This window comes from Thermoactinomyces sp. FSL K6-2592 (assembly GCF_038006465.1).
In the GTDB taxonomy this organism is placed as follows: domain Bacteria; phylum Bacillota; class Bacilli; order Thermoactinomycetales; family Thermoactinomycetaceae; genus Thermoactinomyces; species Thermoactinomyces vulgaris.
Genome location: NZ_JBBOVH010000001.1, coordinates 796,662 through 821,215 on the forward strand (window position 1 = coordinate 796,662; position 24,554 = coordinate 821,215).

General features: G+C 48.9%; 20 protein-coding genes, 4 pseudogenes and 1 other annotated feature. Of the genes and pseudogenes, 18 read left to right on the top strand and 6 right to left on the bottom strand.

Annotated elements, in window-relative coordinates; all coding sequences use genetic code 11:
* Positions 1-40: 40 nt before the first annotated feature.
* The gene (acsA, locus tag NYE37_RS04260) at positions 41-1,759 is read left to right on the top strand and encodes an acetate--CoA ligase (RefSeq protein WP_062843092.1); all 1,719 of its coding nucleotides are present in this window, start codon (positions 41-43) and stop codon (positions 1,757-1,759) included.
* A 25-nt stretch (positions 1,760-1,784) separates the two neighbouring features.
* On the opposite strand, the gene NYE37_RS04265 is transcribed toward acsA, so the two are convergent.
* Together NYE37_RS04265 and NYE37_RS04270 are read right to left on the bottom strand one after the other, a co-directional pair.
* The gene (locus NYE37_RS04265) at positions 1,785-3,986 is read right to left on the bottom strand and encodes a transglycosylase domain-containing protein (protein WP_340711829.1); all 2,202 of its coding nucleotides are present in this window, start codon (positions 3,984-3,986) and stop codon (positions 1,785-1,787) included.
* A 218-nt stretch (positions 3,987-4,204) separates the two neighbouring features.
* Entirely contained in the window at positions 4,205-6,562 is a 2,358-nt protein-coding gene (locus NYE37_RS04270; RefSeq protein ID WP_340711830.1) for a transglycosylase domain-containing protein, read from the bottom strand.
* A 61-nt stretch (positions 6,563-6,623) separates the two neighbouring features.
* Positions 6,624-6,829: a binding site (T-box leader), on the top strand.
* Positions 6,830-6,887: 58 nt separating this feature from the next.
* On the opposite strand from NYE37_RS04270, the gene tyrS reads away from it, so the two are divergent.
* A complete protein-coding gene (tyrS, locus tag NYE37_RS04275) occupies positions 6,888-8,144 on the top strand; it encodes a tyrosine--tRNA ligase (protein WP_037995647.1) in 1,257 nt (418 codons plus the stop codon).
* A 38-nt stretch (positions 8,145-8,182) separates the two neighbouring features.
* On the opposite strand, the gene NYE37_RS04280 is transcribed toward tyrS, so the two are convergent.
* The gene (locus NYE37_RS04280) at positions 8,183-8,590 is read right to left on the bottom strand and encodes an NUDIX hydrolase (protein WP_037995722.1); all 408 of its coding nucleotides are present in this window, start codon (positions 8,588-8,590) and stop codon (positions 8,183-8,185) included.
* Between the two features lie 680 nt (positions 8,591-9,270).
* Here NYE37_RS04280 and ppsA point away from each other — a divergent pair.
* Entirely contained in the window at positions 9,271-11,895 is a 2,625-nt protein-coding gene (ppsA, locus tag NYE37_RS04285; RefSeq protein ID WP_340711831.1) for a phosphoenolpyruvate synthase, read from the top strand.
* 78 nt (positions 11,896-11,973) lie between these two features.
* On the opposite strand, the gene rpsD is transcribed toward ppsA, so the two are convergent.
* Both rpsD and trmB read right to left on the bottom strand, forming a co-directional pair.
* Entirely contained in the window at positions 11,974-12,576 is a 603-nt protein-coding gene (rpsD, locus tag NYE37_RS04290; RefSeq protein WP_037995641.1) for a 30S ribosomal protein S4, read from the bottom strand.
* Positions 12,577-12,842: 266 nt separating this feature from the next.
* Entirely contained in the window at positions 12,843-13,496 is a 654-nt protein-coding gene (gene trmB, locus NYE37_RS04295) for a tRNA (guanosine(46)-N7)-methyltransferase TrmB (RefSeq protein ID WP_037995639.1), read from the bottom strand.
* 174 nt (positions 13,497-13,670) lie between these two features.
* Here trmB and NYE37_RS04300 point away from each other — a divergent pair, with 174 nt between their 5' ends.
* From NYE37_RS04300 to NYE37_RS04360, 13 genes and pseudogenes are all read left to right on the top strand, one after another.
* On the top strand, positions 13,671-13,979 hold the full coding sequence (locus NYE37_RS04300; RefSeq protein ID WP_037995637.1) for a hypothetical protein: 309 nt from the start codon (positions 13,671-13,673) through the stop codon (positions 13,977-13,979).
* A gap of 218 nt (positions 13,980-14,197) precedes the next feature.
* The gene (locus NYE37_RS04305) at positions 14,198-14,929 is read left to right on the top strand and encodes a hypothetical protein (protein ID WP_037995635.1); all 732 of its coding nucleotides are present in this window, start codon (positions 14,198-14,200) and stop codon (positions 14,927-14,929) included.
* 49 nt (positions 14,930-14,978) lie between these two features.
* The gene (locus NYE37_RS04310) at positions 14,979-15,575 is read left to right on the top strand and encodes a histidine phosphatase family protein (RefSeq protein ID WP_049720463.1); all 597 of its coding nucleotides are present in this window, start codon (positions 14,979-14,981) and stop codon (positions 15,573-15,575) included.
* A 29-nt stretch (positions 15,576-15,604) separates the two neighbouring features.
* Positions 15,605-15,973 carry a PAS domain-containing protein gene (locus NYE37_RS04315; protein ID WP_340711832.1) on the top strand — a complete coding sequence of 123 codons (369 nt, stop codon included), beginning with the start codon at positions 15,605-15,607 and terminating at the stop codon, positions 15,971-15,973.
* 146 nt (positions 15,974-16,119) lie between these two features.
* A pseudogene (locus NYE37_RS13985) lies at positions 16,120-16,776 on the top strand (sigma-54 interaction domain-containing protein); the annotation flags it as partial.
* Between the two features lie 163 nt (positions 16,777-16,939).
* Positions 16,940-17,377, top strand: a pseudogene (locus tag NYE37_RS04325) (GntP family permease); the annotation flags it as partial.
* A 26-nt stretch (positions 17,378-17,403) separates the two neighbouring features.
* Positions 17,404-18,171 carry a 3-hydroxybutyrate dehydrogenase gene (locus tag NYE37_RS04330; protein WP_037995633.1) on the top strand — a complete coding sequence of 256 codons (768 nt, stop codon included), beginning with the start codon at positions 17,404-17,406 and terminating at the stop codon, positions 18,169-18,171.
* 100 nt (positions 18,172-18,271) lie between these two features.
* Positions 18,272-18,748, top strand: a complete 477-nt coding sequence (locus tag NYE37_RS04335; protein ID WP_049720458.1) for a PaaI family thioesterase — start codon at positions 18,272-18,274, stop codon at positions 18,746-18,748.
* 12 nt (positions 18,749-18,760) lie between these two features.
* Positions 18,761-19,186 (top strand): NUDIX hydrolase, encoded by a 426-nt coding sequence (locus NYE37_RS04340; RefSeq protein WP_049720457.1) that lies wholly within the window; start codon positions 18,761-18,763, stop codon positions 19,184-19,186.
* A 73-nt stretch (positions 19,187-19,259) separates the two neighbouring features.
* On the top strand, positions 19,260-19,784 hold the full coding sequence (locus NYE37_RS04345; RefSeq protein ID WP_049720456.1) for a hypothetical protein: 525 nt from the start codon (positions 19,260-19,262) through the stop codon (positions 19,782-19,784).
* Between the two features lie 187 nt (positions 19,785-19,971).
* Positions 19,972-20,757, top strand: coding sequence for an ABC transporter substrate-binding protein (locus NYE37_RS04350; RefSeq protein ID WP_445330305.1), 786 nt, complete (start codon positions 19,972-19,974; stop codon positions 20,755-20,757).
* Positions 20,758-20,796: 39 nt separating this feature from the next.
* Positions 20,797-21,457: pseudogene (locus NYE37_RS04355) on the top strand (amino acid ABC transporter permease).
* A pseudogene (locus tag NYE37_RS04360) lies at positions 21,454-22,178 on the top strand (amino acid ABC transporter ATP-binding protein). The pseudogenes NYE37_RS04355 and NYE37_RS04360 overlap by 4 nt, the downstream one beginning before the upstream one ends.
* A 47-nt stretch (positions 22,179-22,225) precedes the next feature.
* Here the strand turns inward: NYE37_RS04360 and NYE37_RS04365 are convergent.
* Complete coding sequence (locus NYE37_RS04365; RefSeq protein ID WP_037995621.1) at positions 22,226-22,729, bottom strand: GAF domain-containing protein; 504 nt, start codon at positions 22,727-22,729, stop codon at positions 22,226-22,228.
* A 195-nt stretch (positions 22,730-22,924) separates the two neighbouring features.
* Between NYE37_RS04365 and NYE37_RS04370 the strand changes: the two genes are divergently transcribed.
* Both NYE37_RS04370 and NYE37_RS04375 read left to right on the top strand, forming a co-directional pair.
* Positions 22,925-24,040 (top strand): aminopeptidase, encoded by a 1,116-nt coding sequence (locus NYE37_RS04370; RefSeq protein ID WP_037995618.1) that lies wholly within the window; start codon positions 22,925-22,927, stop codon positions 24,038-24,040.
* Positions 24,041-24,070: 30 nt separating this feature from the next.
* Entirely contained in the window at positions 24,071-24,553 is a 483-nt protein-coding gene (locus NYE37_RS04375) for a PTS sugar transporter subunit IIA (RefSeq protein WP_037995616.1), read from the top strand.
* Position 24,554: the final 1 nt, after the last annotated feature.

The window sequence follows — 24,554 nt, forward strand, 5'->3', positions numbered from 1 at the left end:
GAAAAGTGAAACCTTTATTTTAAAGGGGGCATCTCTTCTTATGAGACATGATGAGACCATTGCAGTGAAAACAACAGGGAATAATCTGCAAGATTATGAAAACACTTACAAGAGCTTCCGCTGGGAAGAAGTGGAACAACAGTTCACGTGGGCCAAAACGGGAAAAGTCAACGCAGGTTATGAAGCAATTGACCGCCATGTCGATGAGGGGAAAAAAGACAAAATCGCCTTGTATTATAGTGATGCCAAGCGGGACGAGAAATATACCTTTTACGAGTTGAAGCAAAAGTCAAACCAATTTGGCAATGTCCTGAAAAAGCTGGGCATTTCCAAGGGTGATCGTGTTTTTATTTTTATGCCCCGGACCCCCGAACTTTATGTCAGTTTCTTGGGAATTATCAAAATAGGCGCAATTGCCGGCCCTTTGTTTGAAGCGTTCATGGAAGATGCGGTGAAGGACCGCTTGGAAGACAGCGAAGCGGTGGCTCTGGTGACGACGAAAAGTCTTTTGGAACGTGTACCGAGAGAAGAGTTGCCAAATTTAAAATATGTGATTTTGGTCGATGGGGAAGAAAACACCGCTGAAGGTGTGTATTCCTTTGAAAAAGAGATGTCGCAGGCATCGACGGAATTGGAAATTGAATGGGTTGATCGGGAAGATCCCATGCTGATGCATTATACTTCCGGATCCACAGGAAAGCCCAAAGGGGTTCTCCATGTGCATAATGCCATGATTCAGCATTATCAAACCGGGAAGTGGGTTCTCGATCTTCAGGAAAATGACATATATTGGTGCACAGCAGATCCGGGTTGGGTGACCGGAACTTGTTACGGGATTTTTGCTCCCTGGTTGAACGGAGTGACAAATGTGATTCGCGGAGGACGGTTTTCGCCGGATGACTGGTACCAAACCCTTGAAAAATACAAAGTAACGGTTTGGTACAGCGCGCCGACCGCCTTCCGGATGTTGATGGGAGCAGGGGAAGAAGTGGCCAAACGGTATGATCTTTCTTCTGTCCGTCATATCCTGAGCGTGGGGGAACCGCTCAATCCGGAAGTGGTTCGCTGGGGCTTAAAAGTATATAACAAACGCATCCATGACAATTGGTGGATGACGGAAACCGGCGGGATCCTGATTGCAAACTTCCCGCAAATGGAGATTAAACCCGGATCGATGGGTAAACCGATCCCGGGAGTGAAAGCGGCCATTTTGGATGACGACGGAAATGAGTTGCCGCCTTATCAAATGGGGAATCTTTCCATTAAAACACCGTGGCCGTCCATGATGAGGCAGATCTGGAAAAACCCCGAAAAATACAAAGAATATTTCAAAATTCCCGGCTGGTATACATCGGGAGACACGGCATACAAGGACGAGGAAGGTTATTTCTGGTTTCAAGGCCGTTTGGATGATGTGATCAATACCTCCGGGGAACGCGTGGGGCCGTTTGAAGTGGAAAGCAAATTGGTCGAGCATCCGGCGGTGGCGGAAGCGGGGGTCATCGGGAAACCGGATCCGGTGCGGGGACAAATCATCAAAGCTTTTATCTCGCTTCGGGATGGATATGAACCTTCCGATGAGTTAAAAGAAGAGATCCGTTTGTTTGTGAAAAAGGGTTTGGCGGCTCATGCCGCACCGCGGGAAATTGAGTTTAAAGACAAGTTGCCCAAGACCCGCAGCGGGAAAATCATGCGCCGCGTTTTAAAAGCTTGGGAACTCGGATTGCCGACCGGCGATTTGTCCACCATGGAAGATTGATATAACACTAAAAAAGACGCCACTTTCAGGTGGCGTCTTTTTCTGGTGAAAAGTAACGCAGGAACGTACTGGCTTCTTGAGGCTGCTCCGCTCCCGGTTGGGGCTGTTCCGGCTGCTGCGGTTGTTGCGGAGGTGCCGGTTGCTGTCCCGGATTTCCCGGTTGCTGACCGGGTTGTGCCGGGTTCCCCGGTTGCTCCGGCTGTTGCGGTTGTTGCGGGACCTTATGGCATTCAAAGCATTGGTCCTTGACTTGTCCGCCCGGATTTTCAAACTGGCTTCCTTGTTTGATCAGATCCGGACTTGCTTGCTGAGCCGCTTTAAAGATTTTGACCCAAGCTGTTTTGGAAAGATCTTTGTCAGCCGGGCGATTTGCGTCCGAATAACCGGACCAGACCCCGAGGGAAATTTCCGGAGTATAGCCAATGAACCACAGGTCGTAATAATTGGATGTCGTTCCGGTCTTACCGGCAATCGTGAACCCTGGGAGACTGGAGCCGATATAGCGACCGGTTCCGTCCGTCACCACTTTCTGCAACATTTTGGTTAATTCAAAGGAAACAGACGGTTTTAAAATGGTTTTTGGCTGATGATGTTTTTCAAACTCGTAAATCACATCCCCATTGGAATCGACGATTTTTTGAATCAAATGGGGTTTGTTATGTTTTCCGTTATTGGCAATCATGGCAAAGCCGGCTGTCATCTCGGAAACGGTGTACCCTGCACGCATGCCTCCCAACGCGGAAGCTTCGCCATCGTATTTGGTGGGCGGCATGTCCATCTTGCGTAAGTATTTAAAGCCTTTTTTGATTCCCAGTTCCCGGAAGATTTTCACGGCCGGGATGTTGAGCGAGTTTTGCAAGGCGACCGTGGCCGTCACCGGTCCGGAATATTTTCCGTTCGCATTGACATAGTTGTCAGAGCTTCCGGCTTTTTTGATCGGTTCGTCAATAATGATGGAGTTGGGCGAAATGATTCCTTCATTCATGGCCGGACCGTAAACCAGCAAAGGTTTGATGGTGGATCCCGGCTGGTTGGTAGCGCTCAGTGCATAGTTAATGTTGGATTTCTCAAAACTGGTGCCACCGACAAAGGCCAGAATGGCTCCGGTTTTGTTATCGATAATGGTTGCACCGATTTGTTCGCTGTGGCCGTTTTTTGAAGGAATGTGCATTTTGGAAACGGCGTCGTTCACAGCATCGTACATGTTTTTGTCAATCGTTGTGTAAATTTTGTATCCGCCTTGACGAACTTGATCGATGTAGTTTTTATCCGACTGAACTTTATTGCCTTTTTTCTGATCCAGTTCTTTTAAAACTTGCGCGGCTTCCCGTTCAACGGAAGTAATGATGTACGGGTATTCTGCGTACGCATTTGGAAAATCCGATGCATTGGCAAGATGGGCTTTAATGTCGTATTTGACGGCTTGATTGTATTCCGCTTGCGAGATTTTGCCGGTTTCAAGCATTTTCCCCAGTACATATTTCATCCGTTTTAACCCTTTTTGGAAATGCTTGTTTTGTTCTTGTTCGGTGTTTCCATAAAAGGGGTTGTAGTCGTAGGGACGTTGCACCATTCCTGCCAGATAAGCCGCTTCCGCAATGGACAATTCTTTGATGTCTTTATTAAAAAGCCCGCGTGCGGCGGAGGCAAAACCAACCATCCGGGTGCCGTGAGCACCGGGGCCGAATTCAACACTATTTAAATATTTTACAAAAATCTCATCTTTGCTGTAAAAACGTTCCAAACGCACGGCATTGATGATTTCCAAGGCTTTGCGCTCATAAGTTTTTTTGGTGTTGTCCAAAATCTCATTTTTCACCAATTGCTGGGTAAGCGTACTTCCCCCGGTTTCCACGCCGCTGTTACTGATTTGCTGCCAAATGGCGCGTAAGATCGAGCGGGGGACGATCCCGTTATGATTGTAGAAATCCCTGTCTTCGGTGGCGACCAAGGCATCCACAACATACGGGCTCACTTCATCCATGTTCTTGATCAGTTTCCGGTCCGTTTGTGCGATCATGCGACCGATCTGCTCTTCTGAACGGAAATAAGCGTAACTGGTTTGCGACCAGCCGGTCAATTCCTTTTCGTAAGCCTCTTTGGTCCGGATCGTTTCATTTTTGGCAAAAGCAGAAACAACGCCTGCTCCGGCCCCGAAGATTCCTACAGAGAGAATCAGGATGACTGATAAACAGCCGAGTAAAATACGCTTGATCTTGTTGTTCATATTTCTTCTTTCCCCACTTTTTGTTCGCTCTCGTCGGGATGGTTAGATGGTTTCATGATGATGCATCAATCCCCTCCCTCCATGTTGACGAGACCTATTATAACATAGGGCATTATCTTGCTAGTCATATATAATTTTTGACAATATTTTCATGGATTTTTGACCGCGAAAAATCCCCTGATCTTTTTGCCAGATCAGGGGATTTTCCAAACAGATGTTCAGTTTTCATCCCGTTGTCCCGGAGGGCGCCCGGGATGATCGGGCTGATTTCCGTGCTGATGATCCGGTTCCTCCCCGGGATCATCGGGAGGATTGGGGTCGTCTCCGCCACCGCCATCCGAAGGTTTGTCATCCGGCGGACGGACAATATCGGGCGGCTTCGTGCCATCATCCGGATTTCCTTGTGAAGGATCATCCGCAGGATTGCCATTGGGGTCTTTTTGTTTGTTTTCTTTCTCTTTGTCTTCCTGATGTTTGTTTATCCGGTCGCATTCCAGGCACGGAACGCCGTGGAAAAGACCGCCGGGGTTTTCAAAGCGCGCATTTTTGTCAAAGTATTGAGGCGCTGCTTGCTGAGCGGCTTTAAAAATATTGACCCAGGCTTGTTTGGAGAATTTGTCATTGTGGCTCATCGGGAAGTTGTAATCGTATCCGCTCCAAACCCCAAGGGTGATTTGCGGTGTGTAACCGATAAACCAAAGGTCCCGGTCTTCGGAAGTGGTTCCGGTTTTTCCGGCAATGTCAAAACCGTTAATGCGGCTTCCGATATATACACCGGTTCCTCCTTTGACGACCTCGCGAAGCATGTCCGTCACCTGATAGGCGGTTTGCGGAGAGAAGACCGTTTCCGGTTTGTTTTCGTGTTCATAGATGACTTCCCCGTCGGCATTGGTGATTTTTTCCACTATGTGGGGGTCATTGTATTTCCCTTGGTTTCCAAACGTTGCAAAAGCCGCCGTCATTCTGGCAACGGAGTAACCTTTGGTTTGCCCCCCGATGGCTGCTGATTCCCCGTCATTTGGATGCGGCGGGATTTTCAGCTTGCGCAGATACTCGAAGCCGGTGTCATGGCCCAAGTGGTTGAACACTTTGATGGCCGGAATGTTGTAGGACCATTTTAAAGCTTCCCGGATGGTAACCGGTCCGTGATATTTCTGGTTCGCATTTTGGTAATAGCCGGAACCGTCTCCCCGGGCCAGTTTTTCATCCAATACTTTGGTGTCGGGGGAAACCACTTTTTGTTCAATGGCCGGTCCGTAAACGATCAACGGCTTGATGGAGGAGCCGGGTTGGTTTAAAGCGTCAAAAGCATGGTCTTTTTGATTGCCCTCGCGGTTGGACGAGGAGACAAAGGAAAGAACGGCTCCCGTGCGGTTGTCCATGAGCACTGCACCCAATTGTTCATGGTCTTCAAACTCACCGTATTTGCGCGTGTGGAAGGTGAGATGTTTGGTGGCTTCCTTGTTGACGGCATCATACATGTTTTTGTCGATCGTGCTGTACACATGGTATCCCTGTGTCTGGATCCGCTCAATGTATTTTTGCAAGGTGGCGCGGTATTTGCCTTCCTGGCTCAGTTTTTCGATATCCAGACCGTCTTTTTTCATCAGGATTTCGGCCGCTTCTTTTTCCAGCGCATACATGATAAACGGATAATTGGCATACCCGTTGGCGTCCGGACTGGGCTTGGCCAGGGAACCCTTGATGTCAAACTTCAACGCTTCCTGATATTGTTCTTCCGTGATCTTTTTGTTCTCCAACATTTCCGACAGTACCAGTCGCATCCGGTCCAAACCGCGACGGAGATTATCCGGATCACCAAATGGATTGTATGCATTCGGGCGTTGAACCATCCCGGCAAGATAGGCGGCCTGGGCGAGATTCAGGTCTTTGACATCCACGCCGAAAATGCCGTTGGCTGCGGCCTGTACACCGTACAAGTTTTGATTGTTGGCGCCTTTGCCGAAATAGACGCTGTTCATGTAATAAACGAGAATCTGGTCTTTCTCCAACAAGGAGTCAAGCCGGATGGACAAAACGATTTCTTTGGATTTGCGCGCCAGGTCTTTTTCGAAATTCTCCAGGATGACCCGTCGCACCAATTGCTGGGTGATCGTGCTTCCGCCGGTTGTCACGTCCGCATGGGTGATCTGTTGGTAAGCCGCCCGCAAGATCGAGCGGGGGACAATCCCGTGATGTTTGTAAAAATCGCGGTCTTCGACGGAAATAAAAGCATCGATCAAGTAAGGGCTGACATCGTTAACTGACTTGATGAGTTTCCGGACATCCCCTTCATTCCGGAAGGCCCCGATGCGAATGGGATTTCCGCTGTCATCTTTGTTGGCAAAATAGGCATAACTGTTTTCAAACAAGCTGTTTAATGCTTTTTCAAAATCTTCTTTATCTCTCACCGGTTCATCTTTCACCATGGCGGATACAATGCCCGCACCAGTGCCGACCGCAAAAAAAGCGGCGATCAGCACGAAAGCAACAAGTCCGTAAAGGCCAGGTTTCACCGCATTGATCACCGGTTGATGCTTTCGTTTTTTTGTAAATCGGGCTGATCTACTTTTCATTCACTTGATACCCTCCTCATTCTAGGGTAATATTATAGCATAATCTGGTTATTATAACGTGTAAAAAGCTGTGAACAAGCGAGTAGTCGCCAGACCATTCCTTCCAGAGAGCCGGTGGTTGCTGCGAACCGGCAGGAACCTGGCGGTGAATTACACTTGGGAGCTTGCGTGTCATGCGCACGGACGACAGGGTCCGTTATCGAAATGAGTGGGAAACGTCCGGTTTCCAATGAGGGTGGTACCGCGGAATCAATCTCCGTCCCTTTTGATGAGGGATGGAGTTTTTTTATGACCTACTTTTATTTTACTTAAGGAGGGAACAGGTATGTCAGTAAAAAAAGAATGGTCCGCCGAAACCATGGAAAAAACTGAACAACAACTGAGAGTGATCCGGCGTGGAGCAGCCGAAATTTTGCCATTGGAAGATTTGCGGGAGAAATTGGCCCGCTCAATCGAAGAAAACCGCCCGCTGAAAATCAAACTGGGTTTGGACCCGACCGCCCCGGATCTGCATATCGGCCATACGGTCGTCTTTCATAAACTGCGCGAATTTCAGGAGTTGGGACATCAGGTTCAGCTGGTGATCGGGGATTTTACCGCACAAATCGGGGACCCGACCGGAAAATCGCAAACCCGGAAACAGTTGTCCGAAGAAGAAGTGAAAGAAAATGCGAAAACTTATACGGACCAATTGTTTAAAGTGTTGGACCGGGAAAAAACCGAAGTTTATTTCAACAGTCACTGGTTAAGCCCGCTGACTTTTGCCGATGTGACCCATCTCGCTTCGAAATGCACCGTGGCCCGCATGTTGGAACGGGATGATTTTTCCAAACGTTACGAAAGGGGCCAGGCCATCAGCATTCATGAGTTTTTCTATCCCCTGATGCAAGGGTACGATTCGGTGGTGCTCAAAAGTGACATTGAGATCGGGGGGACGGACCAGACATTTAACTTATTGATGGGGCGCCAGTTGCAAAAAGAATACGGTCTGGAAGAACAAGTGATTTTGACGATGCCGATCCTTGAAGGGATGGACGGCGTGAAGAAAATGAGCAAAAGCTTGGGCAACTACATCGGCGTCGATGAAGAGCCGAATAACATGTATGGAAAAACCATGTCCATTCCGGACGAGTTGATGCTCAAGTATTTTGAGTTGGTGACCGATCTGACGGTAGATGAGCTGGATGGTTTAAAACAAGCACTGGAGCAAGAAAAATTGCATCCCCGGGACGCGAAAATGCGGCTGGCGCATACCCTGGTGCGGATGTATCACGGAAAAGAAGCGGCGGATGAAGCCCAAAGGCATTTTCAGACCGTCTTCCAAAAGGGATCGTTGCCGGACGAGATTCCGGAAGTGATATTGGCCGAAGAAGATTTGGAACAAGGAAAGATTTGGGTGGTTGCCCTCTTGTCCAAGCTGGGTCTGGTGGCTAGCAACGGGGAAGGTCGCCGGATGATTCAACAGGGCGGTGTCCGGATCAACCAGGAAAAAGTCACTGACATCCAAGCGCAAATTCAAGTGGAAGACGGCATGGTCGTCCAAGTCGGAAAGCGGAAATTTGCAAAGGTGAAACGAAATTGAACCGACAGAGCAGGGGATGGCCTGCTCTGCCGGTTTTTTTAATATTCCACGATGAATGGATGTCTTTTTTCATGGAGGCAGTACATGATCTGTTGTTTGACAATGCGTTGGCTGATCATTCTCATGGCCGTGTCGACAGGGAAATAAGCGGCATCATCGACTTCTTCTCCGACCGCAATCCGTCCGCTGATGGGTTTGCCGATAAATAACAGTTCGCATTTATGTGAACGTAAGTCCTGGAAAACTCCGCAGTATTTGATCAATTTGATGTTCATCCCCGCTTTTTGCTTCACTTCGCGAATGGCGGCCAAGCGAATGGATTCTTTTTCTCTCACCCGTCCGCCGGGAATCTCCCAACCGCGTTTCGGGTGTTTGACAAGCAAAAGCTGTGAGTGGTAGTTAAAAACCAAAACACGGGAATACAATGAAAATTTCGGAGGTGCCATCATAACTCACCTCACCTTTTTGAAAATGAGGTCCAGGTGGTGAAAAGATTAGCAAAAAACAGAGGGGAAATAATCAGAGGATGATTGGTTCCTTTATATATATTTTAACAAAAATTAGCAAAGATTAACATATATATTGGTATAAAGTAATACGAAAATATGATTAAAATCGGTATATTTTATGCTTGAATTTTGCAACGGTTCAGGGCTTCCGCGGGGATGGTTGCGAGGAAGTCTGTGGGCACCCGGAAAAAATGAAAAGCCCGGAATGCTTGAAAAGAAAAGGGGCCGGGAAGTCGTGCAGAAGCAAACGGGAGCGGGGAATGCCGCTTGCGGGAGCGGGAAGGCAGATCAAAAATTTTGGATGATTCTTAATATTTGTCCATAATTTCAGAGAATTCAAACCGGGGAACCGGGGGAACACCCGGTTAAAAGATAAAGGAATGGATTCACGATTTCAAACCGCCGGCGAAATGATGTTCCAAAAACGTCAAGGGATCCATCTGCCCTGAAACCGGCATCTTCCTCCCACTTTTATTATACAACGGCGGAAAAAAGAATATCAGACTGTTTTTTCGGGGGGAAATGGTGCATCATGTTCCAGTGAGATCGTGTCCGGGAGGTTGGATGGTGCCCGCGGGCCATCCGCCTCCGGTGACGCCGTCAGGAGGAGGAATGAGATGAATCCGTATGTCCTTGAGTTTCAGGAAATCCAACCAACGCATCTCAGGCTTGTCGGGGGAAAAGGATATCATTTGGGAGAGCTCTCAAAGATTCAAGGCATCCACGTGCCGGAAGGATTTTGTGTGACCACAGCCGCTTTTGAAAAGGCCTTGGCATCAAATGAAACCTTTCATATGCTGTTGGACCGGCTCACCCGGCTGAAAGATGAGGATCTTGAACAAACGGGTGAAATCAGTGGGAAGATCCGGAAAGTGATCATGCAGTCCACCCTTCCTCAAGAGATGGTGAACGAGGTGGACCGCCTGCTTGAAAAGTTTGGAAGGGAAGAAGCATATGCTGTTCGTTCCAGCGCAACGGCCGAGGATTCGCCTGACCATTCTTTTGCGGGACAGCTGGTTTCCTGGCTCCATGTCAAGGGGACCCGGGAAATTTTCCGGTCGGTGAAACAATGCTGGGCTTCTCTGTTTACGGATCGGGCTGTGATTTACCGCATGAAAAACGGGAGGGATCATCGGGAGGTTTTGCCGGCTGTTGTGATTCAAAGGATGGTTTTTCCTGATGCTTCCGGTGTCATGTTCACCGCCGATCCCGTCACTTCCAACCGCAAGGTGCTGGCGGTGGATGCGTGCTTCGGATTGGGGGAGGCCTTGGTCTCCGGCGAAATTTCCGGCGACAGCTACAAAGTGCGGGAAGGAAAAATCACGGAGAAACGGATTGCCTGCAAAAAGTCGGCGGTTTATGCACGGAAAGAGGGCGGGACGGAGAAAAAGGGGATCCCGCCGGAGAAGCAAAACCGTCCCGTCCTTTCAGAAAAGCAAGTGTTGAAGTTGGAGCAAACCGGCAGGATGCTGGAAGCGCATTTCGGATGTCCCCAAGACATCGAATGGTGTCTGGCCGACGGCACCGTTTATATTGTTCAGAGCCGCCCCGTCACCACTTTGTTTCCTGTTCCAAAGCAGGGGGAAGCCCGGGGAAAACGCGTTTACGTGTCGGTCGGGCATCAACAAATGATGACGGATGCCATGAAACCGTTGGGATTGTCTTTTTTCCTGTTAACGACGCCCGCGCCCATGCGGACCGCAGGGGGAAGGTTGTTTGTCGATGTCACGCCGATGCTGGCTTCGCCTGAAAGCCGAAACCATTTGATCCAATCCCTCGGACAAAACGATCCGCTGATCAAAGACGCGCTGATGACCATTGTCAAACGGGAGAATTTTTTTGAGGATTTTACCCGATCTTGTCCGGATAGCAAAGGACGCAATCCCGGACCGGGACGCCAAGCGCTGCCGTCTCCGCCTGATCCGGCCTCCATTCCAAGCGATCCGTCTGTCGTTTTGGAACGAATGAGAAAAGCTCAGGCATCCGTCGAACAGTGTAAACAAGAGATCCGACAGAAAGCCGGACCGGCGTTGTTTGATTACATCCGGCATGATCTGAAACGACTGAGGAAGGAGTTATCTTCCCATATCGATTTGATTCAGGCGGCGATGGACGCTGCGATGTGGATCAATGAAAAGATGGAACAGTGGCTGGGGGAAAAACACGCAGCCGACCAATTGACGCAATCAGTGCCGAACAACATCACGTCGGAAATGGGAATGGAGCTTTTGGAGGTGGCCGATGCGATCCGCCCTTATCCGCAAGTTGTGGATTATTTGCAACAAGTGAAAAAGGATTCTTTTTTGGATGACATGATCCGGTTGGAGGGCGGCAAAGAAGCCCGTGCCAAAATCGATGCTTTTCTTGAAAAGCATGGAATGCGTTGTCCCGGGGAAATTGATATCACCCGGACCCGTTGGAGCGAAAAGCCCGTCACATTGGTTCCCGTCATTTTGCACCACGTCAAAAACTTTGGGCCGGGTGCCGGCAGACGCAAGTTCGAGCAAGGAAAGCAAAAAGCATTGAAAAAAGAAAAGGAATTATTGGAACGGTTGAAAGAACTGCCGGATGGTGGGCAAAAAGCAAGGGAAACCAAGCGGATGATCCAGCGGCTGAGAAACCTCGCCGGCTTCAGGGAATATCCCAAGTACTGTATCATTCAACGTTACTTTATCTATAAGCAGTCCTTGCTGAAAGAAGCGGAAAAGCTTGTGCAAAAGGGGATTTTGCGGGATAAAGAAGAGGTTTTTTACCTCACTTTTGATGAATTTTGCGAAGCGGTGCGCACCGGCAGGCTGGATAAACGCATCATCCGCCGGCGAAAGAGAGAATACCAATTCTATGAAAAACTGTTCCCTCCGCGTGTGATCACATCCGATGGCGAAATCATCCAAGGCCGGTACCGACGGGAAAACCTCCCGGACAACGCAATTTTGGGGCTGCCGGTTTCTTCCGGCATTGTCGAGGGACGGGCCCGTGTTCTTTTAAACATGGAGGACGCGGTTCCGGAAGACGGGGATATTTTGGTGACAAGATTTACCGACCCCGGTTGGACTCCCTTTTTTGTCTCGGTGAAAGGATTGGTTACCGAAGTGGGAGGGTTGATGACCCATGGCGCTGTCATTGCCCGGGAATACGGCTTGCCGGCTGTGGTCGGGGTGGAGAATGCGACCAGGCGGATCAAGGACGGACAAAGGATCCGGGTGAATGGCACGGAGGGTTATATCGAAATTTTGGAGTGAGCCGAAAAAACCAAAAAACCCTGAAAGCCTGGATCCAGGCTTTCAGGGTTTTTTCGTCGCATATGCCGTTTTGCCGGATTAACGGGAGTAGAACTCGACGATCATGGTCTCGTTAATCTCAGACGGCAATTCCGAGCGCTCCGGAAGACGGGTGTAGGTACCTTCCATTTTGTTTTCATCAAAGGTGAGATATTCCGGAAGGTATTGGCGTTCTTCCAAAGCTTCTTTGATGATTTGCAGGTTGCGGCTTTTTTCGCGTACGCCGATGACATCGCCCGGTTTTACTTGGTAAGACGGACGGTCCACTTTTTTCCCGTTGACCAGGATGTGGCCGTGTACCACCAATTGGCGTGCTTGTGCACGGGTACGGGCAAGTCCGAGACGATACACGAGGTTGTCCAAACGGGATTCCAACAGCTTCATGAAGTTTTCCCCGTGGACCCCTTTCATTTTCCCTGCGCGTTTGAACAGATTACGGAATTGCTTTTCATTAACGCCGTACATCAGACGGAGTTTTTGTTTTTCCTGCAATTGCATTCCGTATTCGGAAAGCTTTCTGCGTTGGTTCGGGCCGTGTTGTCCGGGAGCGTACGGGCGTTTTGCCAACTCTTTTCCGGTTCCGGAAAGAGAAATTCCCAGACGACGGCTTAATTTCCAAGTAGGTCCTGTGTAACGTGCCATACTTTTTGGCTCCTTTCATCATTTGCTGGTTTTTCGCAAATGACAGGGTGCTGATTCGCGAATTACCCGCACTTTCCGGATAGCGGCGAAAAGCCGGATACCCACCGGTTCCCGGTGAGGCGAATCAGTGAGGGTGATCCCTTCACCTATCGTTTGCTTGCTATCCTCAAAACCCTTTTTCAGGAACTTTGAGCCATACAAGGAATTATTATAGCCGGTTCCATACAAAAGTCAATAACAGAAGGGAAAATGGAGGAATGGGACGATCAGACGGGTTTGACACGAATGTAGTGGATCGGCAGGCCGCGGGCGACAAATTTTTCTTCGTATTCAGTGGTGATATTGTCCGCCTGAAAGGGGCTGTTGTGCAGATCCCGCGTCATTTCGACCGTTTCCCAGCCGTATTCGGCAAATTCCTCCAATGAAAAGTCAAACAGGCTGACACTGTCGGTTTTTAAAATCAAGTCACCGCCGGGAGCCAATACTTTCCGGTAACGTTCCAAAAAGCGATGATGAGTCAAGCGCCTTTTGGTATGCCGCTTTTTCGGCCATGGATCGCTGAAGTGAAGGTACAGGCGGTTGATTTCCCCGTTGCCGAAGACCTCATTTAACCATTCCACATCCATCCAGATGTAATGAAGGTTTTGGTTTTCGGTTTCTTCTCCTTTTCGGACGGCTTTTAACAAAGGCTCCTGAATTTTTTCGACGCCGATCCAGTTTATATCGGGATATTGGGTGGAAGCTTTGGCTAAAAATTGGCCCTTTCCGGTCCCGAGTTCCACGTAAAGGGGGTTGTCGGGATGGGGAAAGCGCGTACGCCACTTGCCTTGCCACTCATTTTTGTTTTCTTCCGTGACCCGGAAAACCATCGGGTGATTGGAAAGAATTTTCGGTGCTTCTGGGTTTCTTCTCAGTCGCATGGTTCTCTCTGATCCTCCATTTAAAATTCCTTTCTATTATAACGATTGACAAGCGGGAAAACAAAGGGTTTCCCTTTTGATGCCCGGTTTTTTGCCGGGTGGGTGTATACATAAACGAAGCGGTTTGGATTGGAATAGATAGAAAATAGATCTTCAATGAAGGGAGAAGGATGGATGTATCATTATCCGTATGGATGGATGGGAAATGAAGGATATATTGAGCAGAGAAGACCTGAACCCCCGGGAAGGCCGGGGAGCCCCGGTCAGCAGCAACCCCCGCAACAACGTCCCTTCGTCGCTCCTCAAACGTTGCGCCAATATGTCGGTCAGGTGATCCGTGTGGTGGTTCGTGATGTATTCCGTTATCCCACCTACGTTTATGTCGCCGATGTGAACCGTTGGGGAGATGCCACCTTGGTTGCTTGTGTTCAAGGGGTCCCCCGGCCGATTGTTGTTTCCTCCAGACAAGTCAGCATCGTGTAACAGGAAAGATCCGTTTTTCCGGGCTTGTGAAGGTGTCGTCCTTCCGGCCCGGATTTTGTTGATATAAATAAAAACATTTAATATGCTAAGATTAAAGCCGGTACCGTGCAAGTTGGGGCGACACTTGGTTGGCATGGATCCGGAGGTCTGTCCGTTTGATTTTGCTATACAATGGGAACAAGGATGGATGATTTTTCGGACTGGTTCGGGGTGTTGATGTGTCAAAAAGATATTTTCTGCTCTTGATGGTTTTCATGGCTTTTGCCTGTGTGGCTTGCCAGGGGTTTCTCTTCGGCATTCAACAAGACCCCACGGATCACTGGGGTTTTTATGAAAAATTGTATCAAGAGGTTCCAAAAATCAAAGATTTGCTTTTGGATGCGGGTGTGCAAACTTACTTGCAAAATCAACCCTATATTTACGGCGGAAGTGATGATGGCCGGTATTTGTCCGTTTTAACTTACATAAAGGAAAAACAAGTGTTTCGGATGGATTTTTACCAATTGGACAGCGGCCGGTGTGTCCAAACCCTTTATTTGCCGGAAAAAAGCAAGCTGGAAACCAAAATGCATTCCAAAGACGGCGATGAGATGGTGGAATATCTGGAAATTGTACAAGAAACGATCGACAAAGGATACCGGATCAACAAGCCGGTGAAACCAGTTTTGTTAGTGACCGGCAACCGGTATATCCTGCAGAAAGAAGCCGGATGGTATGCACGGGCGTATAAGCAGGAAGGCGATTTGTATTTGACGGTTGAAAATGAAAAGGACCAGCGTTGGACGGTTTTCCGGAAAGATTTAAAAGGAATCAAAGAAAATGAAATTTATCCTTATTTGGTGCCTTTGGATGAGAATCATTCCGACTGGGCTTTTGCGGTTGTGCTGAAAGGGGACCGGGCGGAAGAAAACATGATCCGCCGTTTTGATGCCGGCACTTTCCGGCCCTGAACCCCGCACAACCCGCGGATTTGGCACCGACTGGACGGGAGGAAGAGGGATGGAGACCAAAATTCTTTTGATTCGTCATGGGGAAACCTTGTGGAACCGGGAATTTCGCAAGCAAGGGCAACGGGATGTCCCGTTGAGTGATTTGGGCAGGGAGCAGGCTGCCAAGCTGGCCGGCTATCTGAAGGATGAAACGTTCAGTGCCATTTATGCCAGCGACCTGTCCCGCGCCAAAGAGACGGCACAACTGGTGGCCAAACCGCACCGGTTGCCGGTCACGGTCTTTCCGGAATTCAGGGAAAGAAATTTTGGTGAGTGGGAAGGGTTGATGGATGAGGAAGTGAAACGGAAATATCCCGACTGGAAAGAAGTGACTTTAAACGGGGGAAAATACGGTGTGGAAACCGTGAAAGCCATGCAAAAACGATTTTCTGAAAAATGCGAGGAATTGGCCAGGGAACATTTTGGAGGGCAAATTGCGATTGTGGCCCATGGTTTGTGCATCCATATGTTTTTGCATGCGGTGACTGGCGGGGAGTACGGCCCGCAAAGAGAAAAATTGAAAAATACCAGCATGACCCGGCTGATTTATCACCAAAACGGCCGGTGGACGGTGGAAAGTTATAATGAAGTGCCGCATCTTCAATGAGATTATCCGCTAATGGAGGTTGTCCGGCTGTGGAAGCAGAATGCAACGATTTTCAAGAGCTCAGAAAGGAGCTTTTCCGGTTGCGGGAAAGGCAGCAGCTGATTGAAGAGGCGTTTGAGAGCGCCTATGAGGGGATTGTTCGGGTGGATCCCGACGGGAAAATTGTCATGCTGAACGACACGTATGCCAGATTTTTGCAGGTGGATGCCCGGGAAGTTATCGGGCGGCATGTGACCGAAGTGATTGAAAACACACGGATGCACATTGTCGTCCGCACCGGCCGGAGCTGGCGCAAGTCCAACGGATCCGCGGCGGAGACATGTTGGTTCATCGCATTCCCATCCGTAAAAACAACCGGGTGGTTTCCGCAGTTGGCAAAGTTTTGTTTCAAGATGTGAACAAACTGCACGCCTTGTCCCGCCGGGTCATGCAGTTGAGCAAAGAATTGGACTATTACAGGGGAGAATATTTTAAAAAATTGGGAATCCGATACCGTTTTGATGACATTGCGGGAAAAAGCGAAGCCATGCTCCGGGTGAAGGAAATGGCGCGGAAAGTGGCTTGGAGTGATTCCACGGTTTTCATCGGGGGCGAAAGCGGAACCGGAAAAGAAATGTTTGCCCATGCCATCCATTTTGAAAGCCCGAGACGGGGAAAGCCGTTTATTAAAGTCAATTGTGCCGCCAATCCGGAAAGCCTGGTGGAATCGATTTTGTTCGGGTATGAAGAGGGGGCGTTTACCGGAGCTTTCCCGGGAGGCAGAAAGGGAAAGTTTCTCCTCGCGGAGGGTGGCACGATTTTTTTGGATGAGATCGGGGAACTTCCTCTCACCATGCAGGCAAAACTGTTGCGTGTGTTGCAGGAAAAAGAAGTGGAGCCGGTGGGATCGGCTCATCCGGTTCCAATCAATGTCCGGGTGTTGGCAGCCAGCAACCGGGATTTGGAAGAGATGGTCAGGGAAAAGCGGTTCCGGTTGGATTTATTTTACAGGCTCCATGTGATTTCCTTACAGATTCCCCCGTTGCGCAAGCGGAAAGAAGACATCCCGGACCTGGCACAGATCCTGCTCAGGGATTTATCGGCGGATCTGGGGATTTACGCAAGCCGGATCACGCCGGGAGCCATGGGATGCCTGTTGAATTATGACTGGCCCGGAAACATCCGGGAATTGCGAAATGTCTTGGAGCGGTCGATGCATCTGATGGATGGGGACACATTGGATGTGAAACACTTGCCGTATCACCTGCAGAAAAAACAAGGATGCCATGACGGGAAATTTTCCTTGAAGTCCGCCGTGGCCCGGGCGGAAAAAGAAGCGATCCGGCAAGCATTGAAAGCTGCGAACGGAAACCGGAATTTGGCCATTGGCGATCATGAATACAGCCTCGGAAGTGGGGTTTGGAAATGTGATTGCCGGCTTGCCGGGGTTTCAGTCGATTACCCGTGCCCTGTTGTCGATGGACGTGAATCCCCTTTTTTCCGAGGCATTGTCCATCAACATTCTGGCCGGCATCACCGGGTCCGCATCCGGCGGGATGAGCATTGCCCTTGACATCATGGGGCAAAAGTATCTGGAGCTGGCCGCAAGCATCGGGACGGATCCCGAAGTGTTGCACCGGATCGCTTCCATGTCGGCCGGCGGCATGGACACATTGCCCCATAACGGGGCGGTCATCACCCTTCTGGCGATCTGCGGATTGACGCATCGGGAAGCGTATCCGGACATTTTTGCGATCACGGTGATCAAGACGTTGGTTGTTCCGCTTATGATCTTGTTGACCATCGCGACGGGAATTTATTAAAAATTTTTTCAAGAGGAGGATACCGGATGGCGGAAAGAACGGTGATTGTGACAGGCGCTGCCGGAACGATCGGGCGGGCCATTGCCCGGGCGTTTGCCGGAGAAGGAGACTTTGTGGCGGTCTGGGATGTAAAGAAAGAAGCGGCTGAATCGGTGGCGGAAGACATCCAAAATGAAACGGCCGGATCGGCCAAAGGCTATGCGGTGGATGTGACCAGCGAAGAGCAAATCAAGCAAAACACCAAGTTGCTTGTGGATGAACGGGGCAGCATCGATGTGATTGTCAATAATGCCGGATTGCAACATATTGATCCGGTAGAGCATTTCCCGCTCGAAAAGTGGAATCATTTGTTGGATGTGATGTTGACCGGTCCGTTTTTGTTGATCAAACATGTGTTGCCGGTGATGAAAAAACAGAAGTACGGGCGGATCATCAATATTTCGTCCGTGCACGGAAAGACCGCTTCCCCCTTTAAAGCGGCCTATATTTCAGCCAAACACGGATTGGTGGGGCTGACCAAAACGGTTGCTTTGGAAACCGCCGATTACGGCATTACCGCCAATGCGATCATGCCCGGCGCCGTGGATACCCCGCTGGTGCAAAATCAACTGGAGAAATTGGCCTCGGAAGAAGGGATCACAAAACAGGAGGCTTTGATGAAACATTTGTTGAATAAACAAGCCGTCAAACGGTTTATCCGCCCGGAAGAAGTGGCTGCTTGTGCGGTTTATCTTGCTTCGGATCCGGCCGGGGCGGTGACCGGAGAGACCATTTCCGTATCGGGCGGATGGTGACAAAATTTCCCCGTCTTAAAAAGGCGGGGATTCTTGCGTCCTGCGGGTGGTTTCGTTAAGATAATAGAAGAAAAATCAAGATATGAACCGAGGAGCAACGATGACGTTAGAAACTTTATACCAAGAACTGCAGGATTTAAATCCCGGTGAAATTGAAACCATACATAAACTGGTTCAAGCTTTGAAACGCACAAGGGTCAGCCCGCTGGCATATATTGAGGAAGTCATGAACTTTCAAGCGACGGGCTACGATGAACAGAAAAATGCGTACATTCACCGCATGTGCATCACAGATGAATTGAAAAACCGCTACAAAATCTTGCATGGCGGCATCACCGCCACTTTTATCGACACGGCCATGGGATCCACCATTTTTCAAATGGAAGGGAAAGATGCCCGGGTCGTGACCCTGGACTTGAATGTTCATTTTTTGGCACCAGGCCAGGAAGGCTGGCTGACTTCCGAAACGCAAGTGATCAAAAAGGGAAAAACGACCATTATTTTGGAAACCAAAGTGTTCGATGAGCGGGAAAAGATGATTGCCACAGCTTCCTCAACCTTTTTCCGTTTGAAGTAGGCGGGGATTTTTATGACAAAACCTTACAAAATCGTGGCAAAAGCGATTATTTTTCATGAAGGCCATGTGCTAATTTTGCGCAAGTCGCTGGAAGAACGCCTGGCCAAAGACACTCACGGTTGGGACTTTCCGGGAGGCGGTTTGGAACCGTGCGAACCGATCATGGATGCGTTGGCCCGGGAAGTGAAGGAAGAAACCGGTTTGGAAGTGAAAGTGGTGGCACCGGCATATATATACGATGAGATCCAGGAAGAAAAGCATTTGATCATTGTTAAATTTGCCTGTGACCAACCCACGGGAGATCTGACTTTAAGTGCAGAGCATGACCTTTACCGTTGGGTTTATCTGGACGAACTGGACGAGGGAGAATATCCGGAATGGATGAAAGAAGAGATCCGCCGGGCTTATCGGATTTACACCGATTTTCGCGGTCTTTGAATCTTGGAACAAGAACAGAGAAGTCCTCTGGTTGTGAAACCGGGGGATTTTTTTGGGATGGGAGGAAACGGACATGCTTCGTGTCAATCTTCGTTTGGCCATGTTTTTTGTGTTCTGTGGCGTTTGTGGCGTGTTGTTGGCAGGATGCGCGGATCAGCCGGAAATGGGAACGGGCACGGTGGTTGGAAACGAAAAGAAAGTGATGATGCTGGAAGAAACCCATCTGCTCGAACTCCGGGAAGATGAACAAAAGATTTATGATCAGTATAAGAGCAAACCGGTGGAAGATTTGAAACAGATCGATCCCATTGTTGCGGCCAAGCTGTATCTCCACGCCGTTTTGAACCATGATGAAGAGATGGAGGAATTGTTGTCTGTCAATAAAAAGCCCGGGGACCACCAGAAACTGATCCAAAAGGTGAACAGTATGAAACGGGTGTTGACCGGAGTGACAAAAGTGAAGTTTGTCCAACTTGATGACCATACGGGTTACGTCGAGTATCCGCTGATGGGCGAAGATGCCAGCCGGTTTCAAATGGTGAAAAATGAACAGGGAATATGGAAAGTGGATACAAGCAGTTTGATTGAATCCTCTTGATTTGTTCCCGGAATCTTGCAGCCACCCTGCGTTACGGGTGGTTTTTTTATTGATCTTTATGAAATCTAACATTATAAATATAAAGTTTTATGGTTTAAAAATGCAATAGAACGGGAAATACATAACGCATATCGGGAATAAGGTTTGGATTTTTTATCTGTTGTATTGAAAAAAGGAGGTTTTTGTGATCCGTTTCCGTTGGTTTTCTTTTTTGGGCATGGTTTTTTGTTTTCTGTTTTTCACTGCTTGTGTGCCGGACCGCCCCGAAGGCCGGTTTACTTTGGAAGAAGGAACGTTTACCTTTGCGATGAGCGGTCTGTATAAACCGTTCAACTATCATGACACCCGGCAGGGAGGAGAATTGACCGGATTTGATGTGGAGATCGGGAAGGCATTGGCCAAAGAAATGGGATTGAAACCCAATCCGGTTGCCACGCCTTGGGAAACCATCATTGCCGGTTTGCAAATGAGAAAATATGATGCCATCATCGGCAGCATGGGGATTACCGAGAAGCGAAAACAAGCTGTTGATTTTACGATCCCTTATTACCGTTCGGGTGCGCAAATATTTGTGTCCGCTGAGAACACGTCCATTCGTTCGGCGGATGATTTGAAAGGAAAAATCATCGGGGTGATGAAGGCGTCCACTTTTAAAGAGGTGGCATCCGGCTACAGTTCCGATCTCGTGGAATACACCAGCGACATCACCGCTTTGCAGGATTTGCCGACCGGGCGTCTGGATGCCGTCATTACCGACCAGGCCGTCGGGTTGTATGCGATGAACCGGATGAATTTCCCGATCAAAGATGTCGGTGAGCCGCTGACACAAGACGAGATGGCCATTGCCGTGCATAAAGGGGATAAAGAATTGCAGCAAAAGTTAAATCAGGCTCTTGAAAAGATCATCCGGGACGGGACGTATGACCGGATCAGTCACAAGTATTTCAATCGGAATCTTCTGGAAAATAAATGAAATAGATGTGAAGGGGTGACTTTCAACAGAAACATGGAGATCATGGAAATTTTCCAAGTGACGTTTGCTGGCTTTACCAAAGCCGCTTGGCAAACCGTTCAGTTAACGTTTTGGTCCTTGCTTTTGGGAACGGCGATTGGCTTGGTGTTTGCATTTTTCAAAATTTCCCGCAATGCCGTTTTAAATGGAATTGCAACGGTTTATATCACGGTTGATTCGCGGGACGCCGCTGATTGTGCAGATTTTTGCCATTTACTTCGGCTTGGCGCAACTCGTGGTGTTGGATTCGTTCACGGCCGGGGTGTATGCGCTGGCCATCCATGCCGGAGCCTATATTGCGGAAATTTTCCGCGGCGCGATTCAATCCATCGACAAAGGACAGATGGAAGCGTCCCGTTCCCTTGGCATGACTTATCCGATGGCCATGCGCCGGATTATTTTGCCGCAGGCTTTTCGCCGTTCCATTCCTTCCTTGGGGAACCAGTTTATCATCGGGTTGAAAGATTCTTCCCTGGTGGCTTATATCGGCGGAACCGAGTTGTGGGCCACGGCTTTGGGAGCGGCGGCGGATAATTTTAAGCAGTTTGAGACTTATTTGATTAACGGGTTTTATTATTTGGCATTGGTTTTGATTTTTACATTTCTGCTGCAGTGGGTGGAGAAGCATTTGGATGTGGAACAAAGGAGTGTCCGTGCTTGATTCAGGTGAAAAAGTTGAACAAGTCGTTCGGAGGAGTGCAGGTGTTGAAGGATGTCAATTTTAAAGTGGAAGAAAGCGAGGTGGTTGTTTTCATCGGGACCAGTGGTTCGGGAAAGAGCACATTGCTCCGTTGCCTGAATTTTTTGGAGAAACCGGACGGAGGCGAAATTTGGTTCAAGGGAAAAAAAGTGGAGCCGAAAAAAAGAATCTGAACCGGATTCGCCAGGAAGTCGGCATGGTTTTTCAGCATTTTCACCTTTTCCCGTATCGGACAGTTCTTCAAAATCTGATGGAGGCCCCGGTTCATGTGAAAAAAGTTCCCAAAGAAGAGGCCGAGCGTTTGGGACTGAAAATGTTGGACAAAGTCGGGTTGCGCGAAAAAGCCCATGTCTATCCTTACGCTTTATCCGGCGGACAAAAACAGCGGGTGGCGATTGCGCGGGCCTTGGCGATGCAGCCGAAAGTCATGCTGTTTGACGAACCGACTTCCGCCCTGGATCCCGAATTGGTGGGGGAAGTGTTGACCGTGATGAAAGAACTGGCTCAAGACGGGATGACGATGGTGATTGTCACCCATGAAATGGGATTTGCGCGTGAAGTGGCCGATCAGGTGATGTTCTTGGATCAAGGGGTGATTGTGGAATCGGGACCGCCGGAACAAATTTTTGAATCCCCGAAAGAAGAAAGGACCCGGCAGTTTTTAAGCCAGGTTTACAATTGAACGGGAAAGGTTTGAAAACCCCGGGTTGGAGACAACACCGGGGTTTTTCAGTTTGCAAGGAGCGGACTCCAGTCCGTTTTTTGGATTATGATTTCGGCGTACTTTTCCAGCTGGGCCAGATCTTCCTCATCAAAACGGGCTTCCTTCGGGCTGTCAATATCCAAGACGCCGATGATTTTTCCGTTTACCGACAAAGGGATGACGATTTCGGAACGGCTGTCGGCGTCACAAGCGATATGTCCGGCAAACTCCAGGACGTTTTTCACCAGTTGCGGCCGCTCCTCTTTGACAGCGGTTCCGCATACGCCTTTTCCGACGGGGATCCGGACACAAGCCGGTTTGCCCATGAAAGGACCCAAGACCAATTCGCCGTCTTTCATCAGGTAAAAGCCGGCCCAGTTAATGTCAGACAAGGAATGAAATAAATGTGAGGCGGCATTGGATAAATTCGGAAGCCAGAAGGTTTCTCCTTCCAACAGGGCGGACAGTTGTTGTTGCATGGATTCATAACGCGTGGTTTTGTCTCCTTTCACTTCTTCAAAAGCAAACATTGAATGCCCTCCATTTCTCCGGTCGTGATCGGTGAGACCGGGTGATTTCATGTTTTCGCAGGTATGGTTCCCATTGTACACCGGACCGGCGGGGATGAAAAGATTGTACGCTTTGGGCAAAGAAGTGTTAGAATATAAAAATGACAAGAAACAGATGCAACACAATCGACATTGAACCATAAAGGGGATGAAGAAATGCGTGATTCACGTGTTTTGAAATTGGCCGAAATTTTGGTGAACCATTCTTGCAAAGTCCAACCGGGGGAAAAAGTCCTGATTGATGTATTCGGCAATGAACGGGAACTGGCCCGTGCATTGATTGAGGAGGTTTATAAAGCGGGCGGGCATCCGTACGTGCAGCTCAACGACCAGATGATCACCCGTGCGCTTTTAATGGGAACTTCTGAAGAACATATGGAAACGTTAACATACCATGCGCTCGAACAGATGAAATCCATGGATTGTTACATTGGGATCCGGGGCAATGACAATGTGAGTGAGCTGAGTGATGTTCCCGAAGAAAAAATGAGATTGTACATGAGCCTGTTTAATCACCGGGTACATAGCGAGCAACGGGTGAAACACACGAAATGGGTGGTTCTCCGTTATCCCAACGCGTCCATGGCACAGCTGGCCAACATGAGTACGGAGGCTTTTGAGGATTACTATTTCCGTGTATGCAATGTGGATTATGAACAAATGTCCAAAGCCATGGATCCGCTGGTGAAACGAATGGAGCAGACGGACGAAGTGCGGATTGTGGGCCCGGGAACAGACCTCACCTTCTCCATCAAAGGAATTCCGGTGGTCAAATGTGCAGGGGAAATGAATATTCCCGACGGGGAAGTGTTCACCGCTCCGGTCCGCGATTCGATCAATGGCGTGATTACGTTCAACACCCCGTCGGTATATCAGGGAGTCACCTTTGAAAACATTTCCTTTGAGCTCAAAGACGGTAAAATTGTGAAAGCGACCGCCAATGACACCGAGCGGTTAAACCAAATTTTGGACACCGATGAAGGAGCCCGCTATGCCGGGGAATGGAGTTTGGGTTTGAATCCGCATATCCATCATCCGATGAAGGACACCTTGTTTGACGAAAAAATCAACGGAAGTTTCCATTTTACTCCGGGACGGGCTTACGATGAAGCGGATAACGGCAACCGCTCGGCCATTCACTGGGATCTTGTTTTGATTCAACGGCCGGAATACGGCGGCGGAGAAATTTATTTTGACGGCGAACTGATTCGCAAAGACGGGCTCTTTGTAGTGGACGATTTGATTCCGCTCAATCCGGAAAATCTAAAATAAACAAAATGGATCAAAGAGAGGGGCAAAAAAATGTTCTTTTGGAAGAAAAAAAAGAAAAGCATTGAAGTTTATTCCCCGATGAACGGACGGTTTGTATCATTGGATGAAGTGCCGGACCAAGTTTTTTCCCAAGGAATGATGGGAGAAGGATTTGCGGTGGATCCGGTTGGCGGGGAAGTGGTTTCCCCGGTCGATGGCAAAGTAATTCATGTTTTCCCGACAAAGCATGCCATCGGTTTAAAAACAGCGGATGGCCTGGAAATTCTGGTCCACATCGGCATTGACACAGTGGAGTTGAACGGTGAAGGATTTGAAACCTTTGTCAGCGAAGGCGATTCGGTCAAAGTTGGGCAAAAATTGTTAAAGGTGGATGTGGATTTCTTGAAGGGGAAAGGAAAATCGCCGGTTTCGCCGGTGGTTTTTCCTCAGTCAGCCGAATGGAAGATTGAATTTAAAGAGCAAGAAGATTTAAAAGCAGGAGAAACCCATGTTGCAAGCGTAGAAAAAAAATAAA